The following is a 15,945-nucleotide window of genomic DNA, read 5'->3' on the forward strand; positions in this document are numbered from 1 at the left end:
TGCTCGCAGGGAGGGGAGTCTTTTGGTTTACCGGGGCGCCGGGTCGCCGGCGGCGACGACCTGGGCCTGGACCTCGACGCGCTTGCCGCTGGCGAAGGCGAGCGCGAGCGGGATGCGGGTGCCCGGCTTCACGTTGGGGCCGAGATCGAACAGCATGACGTGGCGGCCGCCGGGCGCGAAGGCGACGCTCTGGCCCGCGGGGACGGTGACGGTATCGACCGGCCGCATCGCCATGACGCCCTGCGTGGTGACGGTCTCGTGAACCTCGGCGCGCAGGGCGGCGGGAGTGGCAACGGCGAGCAAGGTGTCGGCGGTGGCGCCGCCCTGGATCGTGAAATAGGCGGCGCCCGGCCGGCCCTGGACCGCGGGCAGCCGCGCCCAGGCGTCGCGCGCGGCGAGCTCGGCGGGCTTGCCGCAGCCCGCGAGCAATAGCGACGCCGCAACGATCACCGGAAATCCACGCATCGACCCGTCTCCCATTTCGGGATGCTCCCTAGAATTCCACCCTTCTTGCGGCAAGCGCCAGCGCACCTATATCGCTTTCGCAACTGCTGCTCCGGCGTCGCCTGATCGGGACGCGCGGGAGGGCAAGTTTTTGTTTTTGAACACTGACCTTGAACACTGGGGGCCAACGAGGGACCATGGCTAAAGTAATCGGTATCGATCTGGGCACGACCAACAGCTGCGTCGCGGTGATGGAAGGCGGCAAGCCCAAGGTCATCGAGAATGCAGAGGGCGCACGCACCACGCCTTCGATCGTCGCGTTCGCCAAGGACGGCGAGCGGCTGGTCGGCCAGCCGGCCAAGCGGCAGGCGGTCACCAACGGTGACAACACGATCTTCGCAGTCAAGCGCCTGATCGGTCGCCGCTTCGACGATCCGGTGACCAAGAAGGACACCGAGCTGGTGCCCTACACGATCACCCGCGGGCCGAACGGCGACGCCTGGGTGAAGGCGGGCGGCGAGGACTATTCGCCGTCGCAGATCTCGGCATTCACGCTGCAGAAGATGAAGGAAACCGCCGAATCGTATCTCGGCGAGACCGTGACGCAGGCGGTGATCACCGTTCCCGCATACTTCAACGACGCCCAGCGCCAGGCGACCAAGGATGCCGGCAAGATCGCCGGCCTCGAAGTGCTGCGCATCATCAACGAGCCGACCGCGGCGGCGCTGGCCTACGGCCTCGAGAAGAACGACGGCAAGACGATCGCGGTCTATGACCTTGGCGGCGGCACGTTCGACATCTCGGTGCTCGAGATCGGCGACGGCGTGTTCGAAGTGAAGGCGACCAACGGCGACACCTTCCTGGGCGGCGAGGACTTCGATTCGAAGATCGTCCAGTTCCTCGCGGACGAGTTCCGCAAGGCCGAGGGCATCGACCTCACCAAGGACAAGCTCGCGCTCCAGCGGCTCAAGGAAGCTGCCGAGAAGGCGAAGATCGAGCTTTCGAGCGCGCAGACCACCGAAGTGAACCTGCCGTTCATCACCGCCGACGCCAACGGGCCGAAGCATCTGGTGAAGGCGATCAGCCGCGCCGATCTGGAGCGCCTGGTCGACGACCTGATCCAGCGTACGCTCGAGCCGTGCCGCAAGGCGCTGGCCGATGCGGGCCTCAAGGCGAGCGCGATCGACGAAGTCGTGATGGTCGGCGGCATGACCCGCATGCCCAAGGTCCGCGAGATCGTGAAGCAGTTCTTCGGCAAGGAGCCGCATACCGGCGTCAACCCCGATGAGGTGGTGGCGATCGGCGCGGCGATCCAGGCGGGCGTGCTGCAGGGCGACGTCAAGGACGTGCTGCTGCTCGACGTGACGCCGCTGTCGCTGGGCATCGAGACGCTGGGTGGCGTGTTCACTCGGATGATCGATCGCAACACGACGATCCCGACCAAGAAGTCGCAGGTCTATTCGACGGCGGACGACAACCAGAACGCCGTGACGATCCGCGTCTTCCAGGGCGAGCGCGAAATGGCGGCCGACAACAAGATGCTCGGCCAGTTCGACCTGATCGGCATCCCGCCGGCGCCGCGCGGCGTGCCGCAGATCGAAGTCACCTTCGACATCGACGCCAACGGCCTGGTCAACGTTTCGGCTAAGGACAAGGGCACCGGCAAGGAGCAGCAGATCCGCATCCAGGCCTCGGGTGGTCTCTCGGACGCCGACATCGACCAGATGGTCCGCGACGCCGAGCAGTTCGCCGAAGAGGACAAGAAGCGGCGTGCCGGGGCGGAAGCCAAGAACAACGCCGAGAGCCTCGTCCATACGACCGAACGCCAGCTCGCCGAGAATGGCGACAAGGTCGACGCGTCGCTCAAGGGCGAGATCGAGGCGGCGATCGCCGAGACCAAGACTGCGATCGAAGGCGGCGACGCCGACGACATGCAGGCCAAGGCGCAGAACCTCGCCCAGGTGGCGATGAAGCTGGGCCAGGCGATCTACGAGAAGCAGGCTGCCGAGAACGCGTCGCCGAACGCGGACGGCGGGGCTTCGAAGGACGAAGCGGGCGGCGAGGAAGTCGTCGACGCCGAGTTCTCCGAGGTGGACGACAACAAGGCGTAACGGACACCCCTCCCTTTCCCCTGCGGGGAGAGGGCCGGGGAGAGGGGGAGTGGGGCGAATGTGCGAGCGTTTCCGCGAGCGTGCCCCTCTCCCAACCCTCTCCCCAATGGGGAGAGGGCTTTTTGAATGACCACCGAAGTCGATTATTACGAACTGCTCGAAGTCGAGCGCACCGCGGACGATGCGACGCTGAAATCGGCGTACCGCAAGCTCGCGATGAAGTTTCACCCCGACAAGAATGGCGGGTGCAAGGATCACGAGGCCAAGTTCAAGGCCGTCAGTGAAGCCTATGACTGCCTGAAGGATCCGCAGAAGCGCGCGGCGTACGATCGCTTCGGCCATGCGGCGTTCAAGAACGGCATGGGTGGCGGCCCAGGCCATGGCGCGCAGGACTTCGGCGCGTTCAGCGACATCTTCGAAAGCGTGTTCGGCGAGTTCATGGGCGGGCGCGGCGGCGGCCGACCCAATCTGCGCGGCGCAGACCTGCGCTACGACATGGAGATCAGCCTGGAGGATGCCTATCATGGCAAGACCAGCGAGATCACCGTCGACGTTTCGGGCGCGTGCGACAGCTGCACCGGCAGCGGCGCGACGCCGGGGACGCAGGCGCATGCCTGCAAGCAGTGCAACGGCCATGGCAAGGTGCGCGCGCAGCAGGGCTTCTTCATGGTCGAGCGGACGTGTCCGGTCTGCCACGGCGCGGGCCAGGTCATCAGCGATCCGTGCCGCGACTGTCGCGGCGAGGGGCGGACCGACAAGACCAAGACGCTCAAGATCAACGTGCCGCCCGGCGTCGACGAAGGCACGCGGATCCGGCTGAGTGGCGAAGGCGAGGCGGGTGCACGCGGGGCGCCTTCGGGCGACCTCTACATCTTCCTCCACGTTTCCAAGCATTCGATCTTCGAGCGGCAGGGAACGACCCTGTTCGCCAACGCGCCGATCAGCTTCACGACCGCGGCGCTGGGCGGCGAGATCGCGCTGCCTGGGCTCGACGGCGAGACGATCACCGTCAAGATCGGTGCGGGTACCCAGCCGGGCCGCGAAGTGCGGCATCGCGGAGCGGGCATGCCGGTGTTGCAGGGCCGCGGGCGCGGCGACCTGGTCGTGCGGCTCGACGTCGAGATGCCGAGCAAGCTGACCGCCAAGCAGCGCGAGCTGCTCGAGGAATTCCGCGCGACCGAGACGGGCGACGAATGCCCGCAATCGAGCGGCTTCTTCGCCAAGTTGAAGGCGGCGCTGGGCTGACCTTCTTCATTCCTCCCCGAGACAAACTCGGGGAGGAATTTGATTAGGTCGCTTTCAGTAAAAGTGGCGATCAAGTGGCCGCTTTTCCTGCGAAATCCAAGTCTAGGCAAGGAAATCCCAAGAATATTGGACGAATTGGCCCTCCAAGCGTATGCTCATTTCAGAGGCGAAACGGCCTCCGGGGGACATCGCCATGCTGGCACGGCTTGTCGAAGCGCTGCGGCGCCTAGTTCGCTTGTTCGATTGGTTCGCGTCGCAAAGCGCTGACGCGCCGGCCGCGTCACCACCGCCGCCAGAGCCGGCGCTAGCGGGGAGTAAGCCCGCCCCGACTCCCACCCCGCCGCCGCCTGCACCGCCGCCGCCCGCACCGCCTGCCGAGGGCATGCTGGTGTTGCCGCAGCTCATGGCGGTCGCCGGCGAATTCCCGCAGCGCGCGGGCGGTGCGCCCGCGACCTATACGCTGGGTATGATCCAGAGCTTCGCCGGCGGAGGCGGGGCCTATGGCGCTCCGCCCGCCGATGGGCGCGAAATCCCCGTCGCCGAGAACCAGCCATTGATGGCAGTGATCGGGCTTACCTTCGGCGGCGACGGTTCGCGGCTGGCGCTGCCCGATCTTCGGTCCCGCACGCCGATCGGCGGTGCGCAGCTCGGCCTGGAGGGGCAGCACACGCTGGGGATGACCTATCTGATCGCGACCAATGCGGAGAGCGGCGCGCCGCTGCTGGGCATGGTCGCCGCGTTCGCGGGTAGCTTCGCACCGTCAGGCTGGACCGTCGCAGACGGGCGGATGCTGCCGATCTCGGCCAATGTGCCACTCTACCAGCTGATCGGGCACAGCTTCGGCGGCAGTCCGGTGGGGTTCAACCTGCCCGATCTCGACGGATTCGCAGTGATCGGCGCGGGGGAAGGGTCGGGGATCGCGCCGATCGCGCTGGGCGGGCGCGTCGCCGAGCCCGTGCCCGCGCTGGCGCTCGACTATCTGATCAGCGTTGAGGGCGAGGCTCCGCCCAGCGGCGGCACCGGTGCCTTCCCGCAATCGGGGAACTGGCTGGGGCAAGTGGTCGCCTTTGCCGGCAGCGAGGTGCCGCAGGGCTGGGCGTCGTGCGACGGCGCGCTGATCGAGGCCGACGCAGCGCCCGCGCTGTTTGCGCTGCTCGGCACCCGTTACGGCGGCGACGGCCGGAGCTTCGCGCTGCCCGACCTGCGCGGGCGGATTCTGGTCGGGGGCTAACGCCCGTCGTCGCTCCAGTGCGGCGGGTCGGAGGCGAGCTTTCGGACGCCATAGGTCGCGCCGATCGCGTGGAGATCGGTATTGGTGTCGCCCGAGCGCGGGGCGCCCACGGCACGGGGGCGGCCGGCCTTGTCCTTGACCTGGATCGTGCCCGCCCAGCCGATCGTCATGTCGATCGCGCGGCCCTCGATATGGCGCGAAGTGAGCGAGGGCTGGAAGGCAATGCCGAACAGGTCGACCATCTCCTGCGCGCCTTTCCTGGAGCGGGCCAGGTCGCCATGATCCCAGGTGATCGCGCAGCCGGGGAAGGCGGGGACGTCCCCGGGTGCGACCGAGCCGTTGGCGACGCGCCAGCTATAGTGCATCAGCTTGGCGCGTGTGGGGTTGCGCAGCGTCGCCGAGACCTTGACCGTGGCGCCGGCATCCTTGAGCACGTCGACAAAGGCGGCGACGTTGGCGCGGAACGGCTCGATCAGGTCGTCGATCGCAGAACTGTTCGGGAAACGGGCCTGGTTGGCGTGCCACCAGGCCGCGCCGCTGAGATTGGCCGGGGGCGTGGGCGCCGGGGCTGCGCGGCTAGACAGCGCGTTCCAGGTGCGCCCGCCCGGATCGATCCGGGCATCGGGCTTGCTCGCGCCGAGCACGCGCGTCTGGAATGCCTCGATCGCGGCGATCGTCAGCGGCCCGCAATTGCCGGTGGTGGGAAGGACGGTCTGGTTGGTGTCGGCCAGCCAGCCATTGAGCAGATGCTGAACGACCAGCACGTCGGCGAGTTCGTTCTTGCCGCCTTTGCCTACCGATGCCCCGATCGCCATTGCCCGTCTCCCCCTGACTGACCACGCCCAAGTTAGGCGCGAAGCGGGCGATTGGGAAGACTATCGCCCTGCCGCGCTATCCGCGCCCGTCAGTCCGGCTGCTTGCAGTGGACGTTGAGCGTGGTGCCGGTGGCGATATAGACGAGATTGGTGGTATTGTTCGGGTCATAGGGCACGTCCGACGGGGTGCAGGTCGCCGTCTTGCCGGCGACGGCCTGGACCTGAACGCTGAAGCGCGTGCCGGGCTGAAGCACGCCGAGGCTCTTGAGGTCGATGCACCTTTCCTGCCCGATCGGGAAGGAGCTGGACCAGGGCGTCTGCGTGCCGCCGGTAGTCACGCGGATCTTGGCGGCGTAGCCGGCGCCGGCTTTCAGCATTACGCACGCCTTGGATTGCGCTGCTGCCGACGAGGGCAAGGAAAGAGTGCCTGCCGCGATAGTGAAGGCGCCAAGGATTACTTTGGATGTAGTGCGCATCTTCGTCTCCCTGCTCGGTTCTGTTCGAGCAGGATGCGCGCACGGATGTGGTGTGTAAATCGCGTGATTTGTCCGGTTTGGAGAGAGTTCCGTCTATCCGTTCTTGGCCCAGCGCGCGGCCGCGTGCTCGAACGCCAGGAAGATGCGATGGGCGGCGGCCAGCGCGGGTTCGAGCCGGTCCGGGGTGAGGATCGCGTCGATCCGGTCGAGCAGACTGCGCCACAAAGCGGGCGGCTGATTCGAATCGAGATAGGCGCGGGGGAAGCCCGTCGGCAGTCCGCGCGCGAGAAAGCGGCCGCCGAGCCGCGAGCCTTCGAGCACGTAGAGCGCCCCTGCGATGGCGGCGTCATCCCAGCTTTCATCGAAGACGACGGCCGCAGGCTCCTGGCCAGGGCCGCGGAGAAAGGCCAGGTCCTCGCGCAGCAAGGCGCCGCGCTTGCGCTCTTCCCAGTCGGGAGTCAGCCGCTCGCCGGGAAGCGCGGCTTCGAGCGCCCACACCACTTCGGCATGCGCCGTCAGGAAGCGGCGGTAGCCGTCCCGATCGGTCAGGTCGAAGCCGGCAAAGGCGGCATCGACCCGATCGTGCGCCGCGGCAGTGCCCTCGCGGAGCGCCTTGTGCGCCGGGTTCAAGCGAAGACGCGGCCGAAGATCGTGTCGACCTGCTTGAAGTGATAGCCGAGGTCGAACTTGTCCTCGAGCTCGGCCTCGGACAGCGCGGCGGTGACTTCGGCATCGGCCTTGAGCAGTTCGAGCAGCGAGAGCTGGCCGTCGCTCTCCCACACCTTCATCGCGTTGCGCTGGACGAGGCGATAGCTGTCCTCGCGGCTGACACCGGCCTGGGTGAGCGCGAGCAGCACGCGCTGCGAATGGACCAGCCCGCCCATGCGATCGAGATTCTTCTGCATCCGCGCAGGGTATACGAGCAGCTTGTCCATCACGCCGGTGAGGCGGGCGAGGGCGAAATCGAGCGTGATCGTCGCGTCGGGGCCGATATAGCGCTCGACCGAAGAGTGGCTGATGTCGCGCTCGTGCCAGAGGGCGACATTCTCCATCGCCGGGATGGTGGCGCTGCGAACCATGCGGGCGAGGCCGGTGAGGTTCTCGGTGAGCACCGGGTTGCGCTTGTGCGGCATCGCCGACGAGCCCTTCTGACCGGGCGAGAAATACTCTTCCGCCTCGAGCACTTCAGTGCGCTGGAGATGGCGGACTTCGGTGGCGAGGCGCTCGATCGAGCTGGCGACCACGCCGAGCGTCGCGAAGAACATCGCGTGGCGGTCGCGCGGGATGACCTGGGTCGAAACGGGCTCTACCGACAGGCCGAGCTTGGCGGCGACATGCGCCTCGACGCGCGGATCGATATTGGCGAAGGTGCCGACCGCGCCCGAGATCGCGCAGGTGGCGATGTCCGCGCGGGCGGCGAGCAGGCGCTCCTTGTTGCGCTTGAATTCGGCATAGGCCTCGGCGAGCTTGAGGCCGAAGGTCACCGGCTCGGCATGGATGCCGTGGCTGCGGCCGATCGTCGGGGTGAGCTTGTGCTCATAGGCGCGGCGCTTGAGCACGCCGAGCAGCGTGTCGAGATCGGCGATCAGGATGTCGGCGGCGCGGGCGAGCTGGACCGCAAGGCACGTGTCGAGCACATCGGAGCTGGTCATGCCCTGGTGCATGAAGCGGGCCTCCTCGCCGACCTGCTCGGCGACCCAGGTGAGGAAGGCGATGACGTCATGCTTGGTGACGGCTTCGATCGCGTCGATCGCGGCGACATCGATCGCGGGCTTGGTCGCCCACCAGTCCCACAGCGCCTTGGCCGCCGATTTGGGCACCACGCCGAGTTCGGCGAGCGCCTCGGTCGCGTGCGCCTCGATCTCGAACCAGATCGCGAAGCGCGTCTCGGGCGACCAGATGGCGGTCATTTCGGGGCGCGCGTAACGGGGGACCATCGGAAGCCTTTCGCTGGGGTGTGGCGGGCCGATAGCAAGCGCGTCCGGGACTTTCCAGCGCCGCTATACTTTCCAGCGGAAGCGGCCGGTGATCGGCCAGTCGAGCAAGGCGTCCTCCTCGCGCGCGCCGCGGCCGATATTGTGGAGGACCAGCGGCGCGCGGGCGCCGATCCGGTCGGAGACGATGCCGATATGCGGGGCGTTGCCGCCGACGATCGAGGTGAAGATGTCGCCGGGCTGCCAGCCCTCGCCACCCGGCGGAATCGGCCGTTCGGCGCCCATCCGCGCGAAGAAGCGGGCGAGATTGGGTACGCGGCGATGATCGATGCTGCGGTCGGGCCGCGCGAGACCCCATTTCTTCGGATAGGCAGCGAACGCCTTGCGCATATCGGCATGGACCAGCGCCTGGAGATCGATTCCGAAGGCGTCGCGATAGGCGCGGATCATCACATCGGTGCACACGCCCTTCTCGCGCGGCACGTCGCCGCCGGGGAAGAGAAGGGAAGTGTACGCGGGGTCATAGCGCAGCGTGACCCCGATCTGGGCTCGGGCGTGCGCTACGAGCTTGCCGGCGCGGTCGTTCCCCTGCGGGCGGTTTGGTGAGGCGTGGCCGGCGCGGGTACGGAAGGAGCATAGTCCGGCGGTCGTCAGGCCAAGCAAGAATGTGCGGCGCTCCGTCATCATCGTCATAGGCTCAACTGCCGTTGCGATTGCGCCACAGCGCAAATGAAATGCGATGAGATGAATTTCAGCAGGGACGAGTCGTGCTCTGCTTCATAGATGTGCGGAACAACTGTCACAGCCCGGCCGTTTGAATTTCCGAACGATGTCAATTTCATGCCCGGCTCGTCTAGTACAGTCGGAGCAAATCAACAGGAGACAGGAAGATGTTGAAGACGGTTCTTCTCGCCACCTCTATGCTCGTTGCTGCACCTGCCTTTGCGCAGGAGACCCCGGCACCCGAAACTACGCAGAGCCAGCCGCAGACTCCGCCGGCAACCAACCCGACGACTCCGCCGGCGACTGCCGATGACGCGGCGCCGGGCACCCAGGGTTCGGGCACGGTCGAGGAAGCGCCCGCCGCCGCCCCGGTACCGGCTACCGAGGCCGCACAGCCGACGCCGAGCCAGCCTGCGCCTTCGGCCGAGCCTGCACCGGCCCAGCCCACTACTCCGCCGGCCCAGCCGGATGCAGCGGCGACCCCCGATACGGCAACGACCGGCACCACGGGTTCGGGCACTACCGCCGCTGCCCAGCCGGCCGCAACGCAGGACCAAGTCGCCCAGGCAGTGGGTCGCGACTTCGCGACCTATGACAAGGATGCCAATGGCATGCTGAGCGATGTCGAGTTCGGTGCCTGGATGAGCGCACTGCGCAAGACGTCGGAGCCGGGCTTCGTGCCGGGTTCGGCAGAGGCCAATGTCTGGCTGGGCCAGGCCTTCGCCTCGGCGGATTCGGATAAGAGCAAATCGGTGAACCAGGCCGAGCTGACGACCTTTCTGACGCCCAAGGCGCAGTAAGCGACACCGCCTTACCCTTACTCCCAAGCGGCCGTCGGAACTCGTTTCCGGCGGCCGTCTGGCGTCGATCCCCCTAACCGCGTGCGCGGGCTGGCTCGCAAAAGGCAACGTCGTAGACCAGGCGGTTACGGCCCCCGGACTTGGCCATGTAAAGCATCTGGTCGGCGGCGTTGAGGTTGTTGTCCATCCCCTCGCCGGGCTGAAGGATAGCGGCGCCAAGCGACACGGTGACGTTGATGCTGGTGCCGTCGAAGGCGACCGCCTTCTCGGCGATCGCCTCTCGGATTGCTTCGCAGCGAACGTAGACCTCTTCGCTGGTACGCCCGGCAAACAGGATCACGAACTCCTCGCCGCCGAACCGCGCAGTGAGCGTGCCATCTGCGGCGGATCTCTCCGAAAGGACATCGGCGACCATTTGGATGACCTGGTCGCCGGCGTCGTGGCCGTGCGTGTCGTTGACCCTCTTGAAATGGTCGATGTCGAGGATCGCCACAGATCCTTCGCGCTGGGCATCGCGGAGATTGTCAAACAGTGTGCCGGCGCGTTCGAAGAACGCGCGGCGATTGTACAGGCCGGTGAGCGGGTCGCGCTCGGCGAGGTAGCGCAAGTGCTTGATCAGGCGGAGCGTGTCGATGTTACTCTCGATCCGGTACTTCACTTCCTCGGGAATGAACGGCCGGTAGACGAAGTCCGAGGCGCCGGCCTTGAGGAAGGCGGCGGATAGGAACGGGTCCGACGAGGCCGAGATGCCGATCACACGCATCCGGTCTGATGGGTAGCGCGCCCGGATGCGCTGGGTCAGCTCGTGCCCCTCCATGTCGGACATGAGATGGTCGGTGATCACCAGTTCGATCGAATCGTTGGCGGCCAGGATATCGAGGGCCTCGGTGCCCGAGCTCGCTTCGAAGATCCGGCAATTCTGCGAGCGGAGCAGGCTGGCCAGCGCGGCGCGCGAGCTTTCCATGTCATCGACGATCAGCACCGGTGTCGCCATCCCGCCGGTGGTGCGCTGGATCGTCGCGACGATCTGGTCGATGCCGTCGCGCGTGTCCTTGACGAAATAATCGACGATGTTGGGCGTCGAAAAGCGCGCGCGTGCGCTGCGATTGAGCGTCGCTGTGAACAGGATGGTGGGAACGTCGTGCGCGGCGAGCAGGTCGAGGATCTCGCCGTCCGGCGCGTCGGGCAGGTTAATTCCCGATACCGCCATGGCCGGACGCTGTTCGGCCAGCGCGGCGGTGGCGTCGGCATAGGTCTTGAACCATTTGACGTTGATTCCGGTGCGGCGCTCTATCTCGCTGCGCAACAGCATCCCGAGCGCGATCGAATCCTCGATCAGGAACAGGCTGCGCGAGGGGATCGAGAATTGGTGCGCGTGTGCCCTGCGGTCGAGTTCTCGGAAGCGGCTCATGCGTGCATGATAGACGGCCGTCATGGTTACCGGGAATCGGGGCCCGATTTGGCGTTAGATCAGACCCTGCGCGCGCAGGCTGACATGGCCCTCGGAGCCCATGATGATGTGATCGTGGACGGCGATGCCGAGCCGCTTGCCGGCCTCCGCGACCTGCCGCGTGATCTCGATGTCGGCGCGGCTGGGGGAGGGGTCGCCAGAGGGGTGGTTGTGGACGAGGATGATTGCCGCCGAGCCCAGGTCGATCGCGCGGCGGATGACTTCGCGGACATAGACCGGGGCCTCGTCGATCGAACCCTCGTTCATCAGCTCGTCGCGGATCAGCATGTTCTTGCCGTTGAGGTGGAGCACGCGGACGCGCTCGATCGCGTGGTGCGCCATGTCGGCGCGGAGATAGTCGAGCAATGCCTGCCAATTGGCGAGGACGGGGCGCTCGGCGACCTGCGCGCGGAGCAGGCGCAGCGCGGCGGCGTGCGCGGCCTTGAGCGCGGCGGCGCTGGTCTCCCCCATGCCAGAAACGCGGGCGAGTGCTGCAGCATCGGCGGTGAGCAGTCCGGCGATCCCGCCGAATTCGATGAGCAGCGCCTTGGCGAGCGGCTTGGTATCGCGGCGAGGGATGGCGAGAGCGAGGAGATATTCGATCAGTTCGTGATCGAGCAAGGCGTCGGGCCCGCCCTCGAACAGGCGCTGTCGCAGCCGGCCACGGTGTCCTGTGTTGTCGGGCTCGACTGCCATCGCGTTGGTATAGTTCGGCGCGCCGCAGAGTGCGAGCCGTGACTATTCAGGAATGCGCCGTCATGACGGCGAGCACCCGATCGGCCTGCTCGACGGGAAGCCGGGAAAGGGACTCGGTGAGGATCACGCCCGTCCGGCATTGATCGGCTTCGCTGAGCGATTGCGCGGCTGTCCCATCGAGAAAGGCGGCGAGTTGGCGGTCGCTGAGGCCCGCGCGCTTCATCTGGGCGACCAGCGCTTCGCTGTCGGCCTGGGACAGCGTGTCGAGGTTGCGCCTAGCCGGGGTCCTTTGGCCAGCGGCGATCGCCTCGAACTGGACCTTGCCGATGTCTGCGAGCAGCTTTTGCAGCTTTGGGGAGGGCGTGCTGCCGGGCTGGATGGTGGAGAAAGTGTATTGCGCACACATTTTCGTCGATTCCGCCGCAAGCCCGCGCATCAGCGCCGCCTGGCTCGTGCGGAAGGCGGCCAGTTCGGGGGCGGGCGCCAGTGCCAGTTCGCGGACGTGCGCCTTGCGGAACGCCGTCATTCGATTGAAGCCAAGCAGGTTGAGCGTCGCCGGGCTCGCGCCGGCGCGATATTGCGCGGCCATTTCGGCCTTCAGGGCGGCATAGTCGTTCGGAAAGTGCTGACGGAAAGCCTGGAACATCGGCCCCATCGCCGGATCATTCTGCACCTGGCTTTCGAACTCCGCCTCGACATTCCCCGGGCGCTTTTCGAATGCGTCCCAGGCGATCTTGCCCAAGAAAAACCCGGCAACCACGGCGATCAGCGTGCCTAGAATCTTGGCTGTCGATAGATTTCGAACTGAGGCGGCCATTCGCATTCCTTCGCTTCGAAGTAGGAAATTGTCGCCGTTGCGGGCGCGCCTGCCTAGCGCGGTATGTGTGCAGCTGTGAAGCGGGGCCGCGGCGCTTGCATGGAGCACCGGTTAGGGCGCTGGTGTTGACTCGGACCCGAGCCCTTCCTAAAGCGCCCCTGCCTTGGCGGGCTCGCCGCTCGGCACATGCGTCTGGCCTGCCGGAAACGGCTGAACGGGAGAGACAATTGGCCGAGAACGAGCCCGGACTGGACCCCTTGCCCGAGGATGTTCGCCTTAACTCGCTCGACGAGCGACTGAAGCGAGCCAAATCGGAAGAGGCGATCAGAAGCGGCGCTGTGGATACCAAGGGTGATGCCAGCTATCGCCTCGGGAACCGCGTGCTGGCCGAACTGATCGGATCGATGGTCGGAGGGGCAGTGATCGGGGGCACCCTCGATTGGCTGCTGGGAACCTCCCCGTGGCTCCTGCTCGTGCTGCTGTTCCTAGGAATAGCGAGTGCTTTCAGGAACATCATCAGGATTTCGAACCAGCGCTCGAAGTAGCTCTTCGGGCGCTTTGGCTAATGAACGGATCAACGCGCGTGGCGGCTGAATCAGGCAAGATCGACCCGATGCACCAGTTCGAGGTGCAGACGATCTGGGACGGCTTCAACATTGCCGGCCATCAGATCGCCTTCACCAACTCGGCGCTGTGGATGTGCGTCGCGGCGGTCGTGCTCTGGGCATTTATGCTCGGCGGCATGAAGTCCGCAGTCGTCCCCGGCCGCTGGCAGATGCTGGTCGAGAACTTCACCGGCTTCATCGACTCGATGCTCGCGGCGAACATCGGCAAGGAAGGCCGCAAGTACCTTCCCTACGTGTTCTCGCTGTTCATGTTCATCCTGTTCGCCAACGTGCTCGGGCTGCTGCCGCTGGGCCTGGTGGGCATCCACCCGTTCACCTTCACCAGCCACTTCACCGTCACCGGCGTGCTGGCGATCCTGAGCTTCTCGATCGTGCTGATCGTCGGTTTCTGGAAGCACGGGCTCCACTTCTTCTCGCTGTTCGTACCGCATGGCACCCCGCTGTGGCTGATCTGGCTGATCCCAGCGATCGAGTTCGTCTCGTTCATGGTGCGCCCATTCTCGCTGGGCCTGCGACTGTTCGTCGCGATGATCGCCGGGCACATCCTGCTCAAGGTTCTCGCGGGCTTCGTGATCAATGCCGGCAATGCCGGGCTGATCCCTGGGCTCGGCGTCGGTATCCCCAGCTTCGTGCTGATGGTCGGCATCTCGGCGCTCGAGATCCTGGTCGCCGGCATCCAGGCCTATGTCTTTGCGCTGCTCACGTCGCTGTACATCAACGACGCCGAGCATCTGCACTGAGTTTCATCCGTAAACGTAACCACTGAAATACACGCAGGAGTGATTTAAATGGACGCAGAAGCAGCAAAGCTCATCGGTGCGGGTCTCGCGGCGATCGGCGCCGGCATGGCCGCCATCGGTGTGGGCACCGTGTTCGGCAGCTTCCTCGAGGGCGCGCTGCGCAACCCGGGTGCGGCTGACGGCCAGCAGGGCCGCCTGTTCATCGGCTTCGCGGCCGCCGAGCTTCTCGGTCTGCTCGCGTTCGTCGTCGCGATGATCCTGATCTTCGTCGCGTAACGTTTCCGGCCGGGCCGGGGCCTGTGCCCCGGCCTGTTCCTGGATAGGAATCCAATGCCTCAGATCTCCCAGCTCGCCGAAACCTTCGCGTCCCAGATCTTCTGGCTGCTCGTGACGTTCGGCTTCGTCTTCTTCGTCGTGGGCAAGATCATGCTGCCCAAGGTGATGTCGACGGTCGATGCGCGCGACGCGTCGGTCGCCGGCGACCTCGCCGCTGCCGAGGCGGCGCGTGCCGCTGCCGACCAGGCCGAGGAGAATTGGCGGTCTGAGGAAAACGCCGCGCGCGAAGGCGCCCAGAAGCGCATTGCCGAGGCGCGCGCCCAGGGTGCGGCAGCATCGGAGAAGCGGCTTGCTGCGGCGACTGCTGAGACCGATGCGCGCATCGCGGCGGCCGAGGCGCAGATCGCCGACGCCAGCGCGGCGGCGAGCGCCGAAATCGAGGCAGTGGCAGCCGAGGCGGCCCGCGACATCGTCGCGCGCTTCTCGGGCGCCAAGGTAACCGCGGCGGAGGCCAAGAAGGCAGTGAAGGCGGCGCTCAATGGCTGAGGCACAGGCACAGACGGCCGATCCGGTCGCGCAGAACCTCGCCGACGCCGAGCATGGCGAGGGCATGGCGGTGCCGCACACCGGCACCAAGGCCGTTACGATCGAGCATGGCGGGCCAAGCGAGACGCATCCCGATCCGTCGCTGTTCGGCGTGCTAGACGCGACCGTCTGGGTGTCGATCGCGATGGCGGTGTTCATCCTGATCCTGATCTGGAAAAAGGTCCCGGCGCTCATCACCCGTGGGCTCGACAACCAGATCGCGGCGATCCGCACCCGACTCGACGAAGCCAAGGCGCTGCGCGCCGAGGCCGAGGCGCTGCGCGATGAGTATGCCAAGAAGATTGCCGGCGCCGAGGCGCAGGCCCAGGCGATGCTCTCGCATGCCGACGAGGAGGCCAAGGCCGTCCTCGCCAAGGCCGAGAGCGATGCTGCCGAACTGACCGCCCGCCGCGCCAAGATGGCCGAAGACAAGATCGCCGCTGCCGAACGCGCCGCGATCCAGGCCGTCCGCACCAAGGCCGCCGAAGCCGCGACCCGCGCTGCGGCGACGATCATCGCCGAGAAGCATAATGCCGAGGCCGACAAGGCGCTGGTCGACCAGACCATTTCGGGGCTCGGCCGGCTCAACTGAGCGGGCGCCACACTCCTTCCAGAGATCGTGCAACGCCGATCGCCCTCGTGGCGGTCGGCGTTTGTCGTGCTAGGCTAGAGCGATGACCATCAAGCCAAAGGGCAAGCCCGCCATGGGGCAGGGACAGGATAGCCGTGCGGTGCGCTGGCTCGGCATCGGCGGGGGCGTGGCGCTGGTGCTCGCACTGGCGACGGTTTTGCTGGCCTGGCAGCGAGTATACGACGAACGGCGTTCGGCAGAAGACGTCAAGGCACGAGTCGCCGCCGAGATGAATCGAATTGAAGCGGAAGCTGCGCGAATGGAGCGTGAGGCCGGCAATGGTACCGACAACGGATCCTGATCTGGTAGCCGATGTCACAATCCCGGTTATTGACGCTTACGTAA

19 protein-coding genes are annotated in these 15,945 nt (G+C 66.3%); 10 read left to right on the plus strand and 9 right to left on the minus strand.

The window, feature by feature from the left end:
* Positions 1-27: 27 nt before the first annotated feature.
* The gene (locus RZN05_RS00430) at positions 28-465 is read right to left on the minus strand and encodes a copper chaperone PCu(A)C (protein WP_317224652.1); all 438 of its coding nucleotides are present in this window, start codon (positions 463-465) and stop codon (positions 28-30) included.
* Positions 466-641: 176 nt separating this feature from the next.
* Between RZN05_RS00430 and dnaK the strand changes: the two genes are divergently transcribed.
* The 3 genes from dnaK (at position 642) to RZN05_RS00445 (ending at position 5,031) form a co-directional block, all read left to right on the plus strand.
* Complete coding sequence (gene dnaK / locus RZN05_RS00435; protein ID WP_317224653.1) at positions 642-2,555, plus strand: molecular chaperone DnaK; 1,914 nt, start codon at positions 642-644, stop codon at positions 2,553-2,555.
* A gap of 126 nt (positions 2,556-2,681) precedes the next feature.
* On the plus strand, positions 2,682-3,800 hold the full coding sequence (gene dnaJ / locus RZN05_RS00440; RefSeq protein ID WP_317224654.1) for a molecular chaperone DnaJ: 1,119 nt from the start codon (positions 2,682-2,684) through the stop codon (positions 3,798-3,800).
* A gap of 382 nt (positions 3,801-4,182) precedes the next feature.
* Positions 4,183-5,031 (plus strand): tail fiber protein, encoded by an 849-nt coding sequence (locus RZN05_RS00445; protein WP_317224655.1) that lies wholly within the window; start codon positions 4,183-4,185, stop codon positions 5,029-5,031.
* On the opposite strand, the gene RZN05_RS00450 is transcribed toward RZN05_RS00445, so the two are convergent.
* From RZN05_RS00450 to RZN05_RS00470, 5 genes are all read right to left on the minus strand, one after another.
* The gene (locus RZN05_RS00450; RefSeq protein ID WP_317224656.1) at positions 5,028-5,846 is read right to left on the minus strand and encodes a hypothetical protein; all 819 of its coding nucleotides are present in this window, start codon (positions 5,844-5,846) and stop codon (positions 5,028-5,030) included. The genes RZN05_RS00445 and RZN05_RS00450 overlap by 4 nt on opposite strands.
* 89 nt (positions 5,847-5,935) lie before the next feature.
* Positions 5,936-6,223, minus strand: a complete 288-nt coding sequence (locus RZN05_RS00455) for a hypothetical protein (protein WP_317224657.1) — start codon at positions 6,221-6,223, stop codon at positions 5,936-5,938.
* A gap of 192 nt (positions 6,224-6,415) precedes the next feature.
* Positions 6,416-6,952, minus strand: a complete 537-nt coding sequence (locus tag RZN05_RS00460; protein ID WP_317224658.1) for a biliverdin-producing heme oxygenase — start codon at positions 6,950-6,952, stop codon at positions 6,416-6,418.
* A complete protein-coding gene (gene purB, locus RZN05_RS00465) occupies positions 6,949-8,259 on the minus strand; it encodes an adenylosuccinate lyase (RefSeq protein WP_317224659.1) in 1,311 nt (436 codons plus the stop codon). The genes RZN05_RS00460 and purB overlap by 4 nt, the downstream gene beginning before the upstream one ends.
* 63 nt (positions 8,260-8,322) lie before the next feature.
* The gene (locus RZN05_RS00470; protein ID WP_317224660.1) at positions 8,323-8,949 is read right to left on the minus strand and encodes a DUF1287 domain-containing protein; all 627 of its coding nucleotides are present in this window, start codon (positions 8,947-8,949) and stop codon (positions 8,323-8,325) included.
* A 197-nt stretch (positions 8,950-9,146) separates the two neighbouring features.
* On the opposite strand from RZN05_RS00470, the gene RZN05_RS00475 reads away from it, so the two are divergent.
* Positions 9,147-9,779, plus strand: coding sequence for an EF-hand domain-containing protein (locus RZN05_RS00475; protein ID WP_317224661.1), 633 nt, complete (start codon positions 9,147-9,149; stop codon positions 9,777-9,779).
* 73 nt (positions 9,780-9,852) lie between these two features.
* Here RZN05_RS00475 and RZN05_RS00480 read toward each other — a convergent pair whose 3' ends face one another.
* The 3 genes from RZN05_RS00480 to RZN05_RS00490 are packed head-to-tail and all read right to left on the minus strand — an operon-like array spanning position 9,853 to position 12,742.
* Positions 9,853-11,190 carry a GGDEF domain-containing response regulator gene (locus RZN05_RS00480; protein WP_317224662.1) on the minus strand — a complete coding sequence of 446 codons (1,338 nt, stop codon included), beginning with the start codon at positions 11,188-11,190 and terminating at the stop codon, positions 9,853-9,855.
* 54 nt (positions 11,191-11,244) lie between these two features.
* Positions 11,245-11,925: a RadC family protein gene (gene radC / locus RZN05_RS00485; protein WP_317224663.1), complete on the minus strand. Its 681-nt coding sequence runs from the start codon at positions 11,923-11,925 to the stop codon at positions 11,245-11,247.
* A gap of 46 nt (positions 11,926-11,971) precedes the next feature.
* Complete coding sequence (locus RZN05_RS00490) at positions 11,972-12,742, minus strand: hypothetical protein (RefSeq protein WP_317224664.1); 771 nt, start codon at positions 12,740-12,742, stop codon at positions 11,972-11,974.
* A gap of 227 nt (positions 12,743-12,969) precedes the next feature.
* Here RZN05_RS00490 and RZN05_RS00495 point away from each other — a divergent pair, with 227 nt between their 5' ends.
* From RZN05_RS00495 to RZN05_RS00520, 6 genes are all read left to right on the plus strand, one after another.
* Positions 12,970-13,287, plus strand: a complete 318-nt coding sequence (locus RZN05_RS00495; protein ID WP_317224665.1) for an AtpZ/AtpI family protein — start codon at positions 12,970-12,972, stop codon at positions 13,285-13,287.
* A gap of 20 nt (positions 13,288-13,307) precedes the next feature.
* The gene (locus RZN05_RS00500) at positions 13,308-14,108 is read left to right on the plus strand and encodes a F0F1 ATP synthase subunit A (protein WP_317224666.1); all 801 of its coding nucleotides are present in this window, start codon (positions 13,308-13,310) and stop codon (positions 14,106-14,108) included.
* A gap of 48 nt (positions 14,109-14,156) precedes the next feature.
* Positions 14,157-14,384 (plus strand): F0F1 ATP synthase subunit C, encoded by a 228-nt coding sequence (locus RZN05_RS00505; protein WP_317224667.1) that lies wholly within the window; start codon positions 14,157-14,159, stop codon positions 14,382-14,384.
* A 54-nt stretch (positions 14,385-14,438) separates the two neighbouring features.
* A complete protein-coding gene (locus RZN05_RS00510; protein ID WP_317224668.1) occupies positions 14,439-14,930 on the plus strand; it encodes a F0F1 ATP synthase subunit B family protein in 492 nt (163 codons plus the stop codon).
* On the plus strand, positions 14,923-15,561 hold the full coding sequence (locus tag RZN05_RS00515; RefSeq protein WP_317224669.1) for a F0F1 ATP synthase subunit B family protein: 639 nt from the start codon (positions 14,923-14,925) through the stop codon (positions 15,559-15,561). Before RZN05_RS00510 ends, RZN05_RS00515 begins: the two co-directional genes overlap by 8 nt.
* Positions 15,562-15,643: 82 nt before the next feature.
* Positions 15,644-15,901, plus strand: coding sequence for a hypothetical protein (locus RZN05_RS00520; protein ID WP_317224670.1), 258 nt, complete (start codon positions 15,644-15,646; stop codon positions 15,899-15,901).
* Positions 15,902-15,945 lie beyond the last annotated feature (44 nt).

Origin of the sequence: Sphingomonas sp. HF-S4 (genome assembly GCF_032911445.1) — a bacterium.
GTDB classification, from domain to species: Bacteria; Pseudomonadota; Alphaproteobacteria; order Sphingomonadales; family Sphingomonadaceae; genus Sphingomonas; species Sphingomonas agrestis.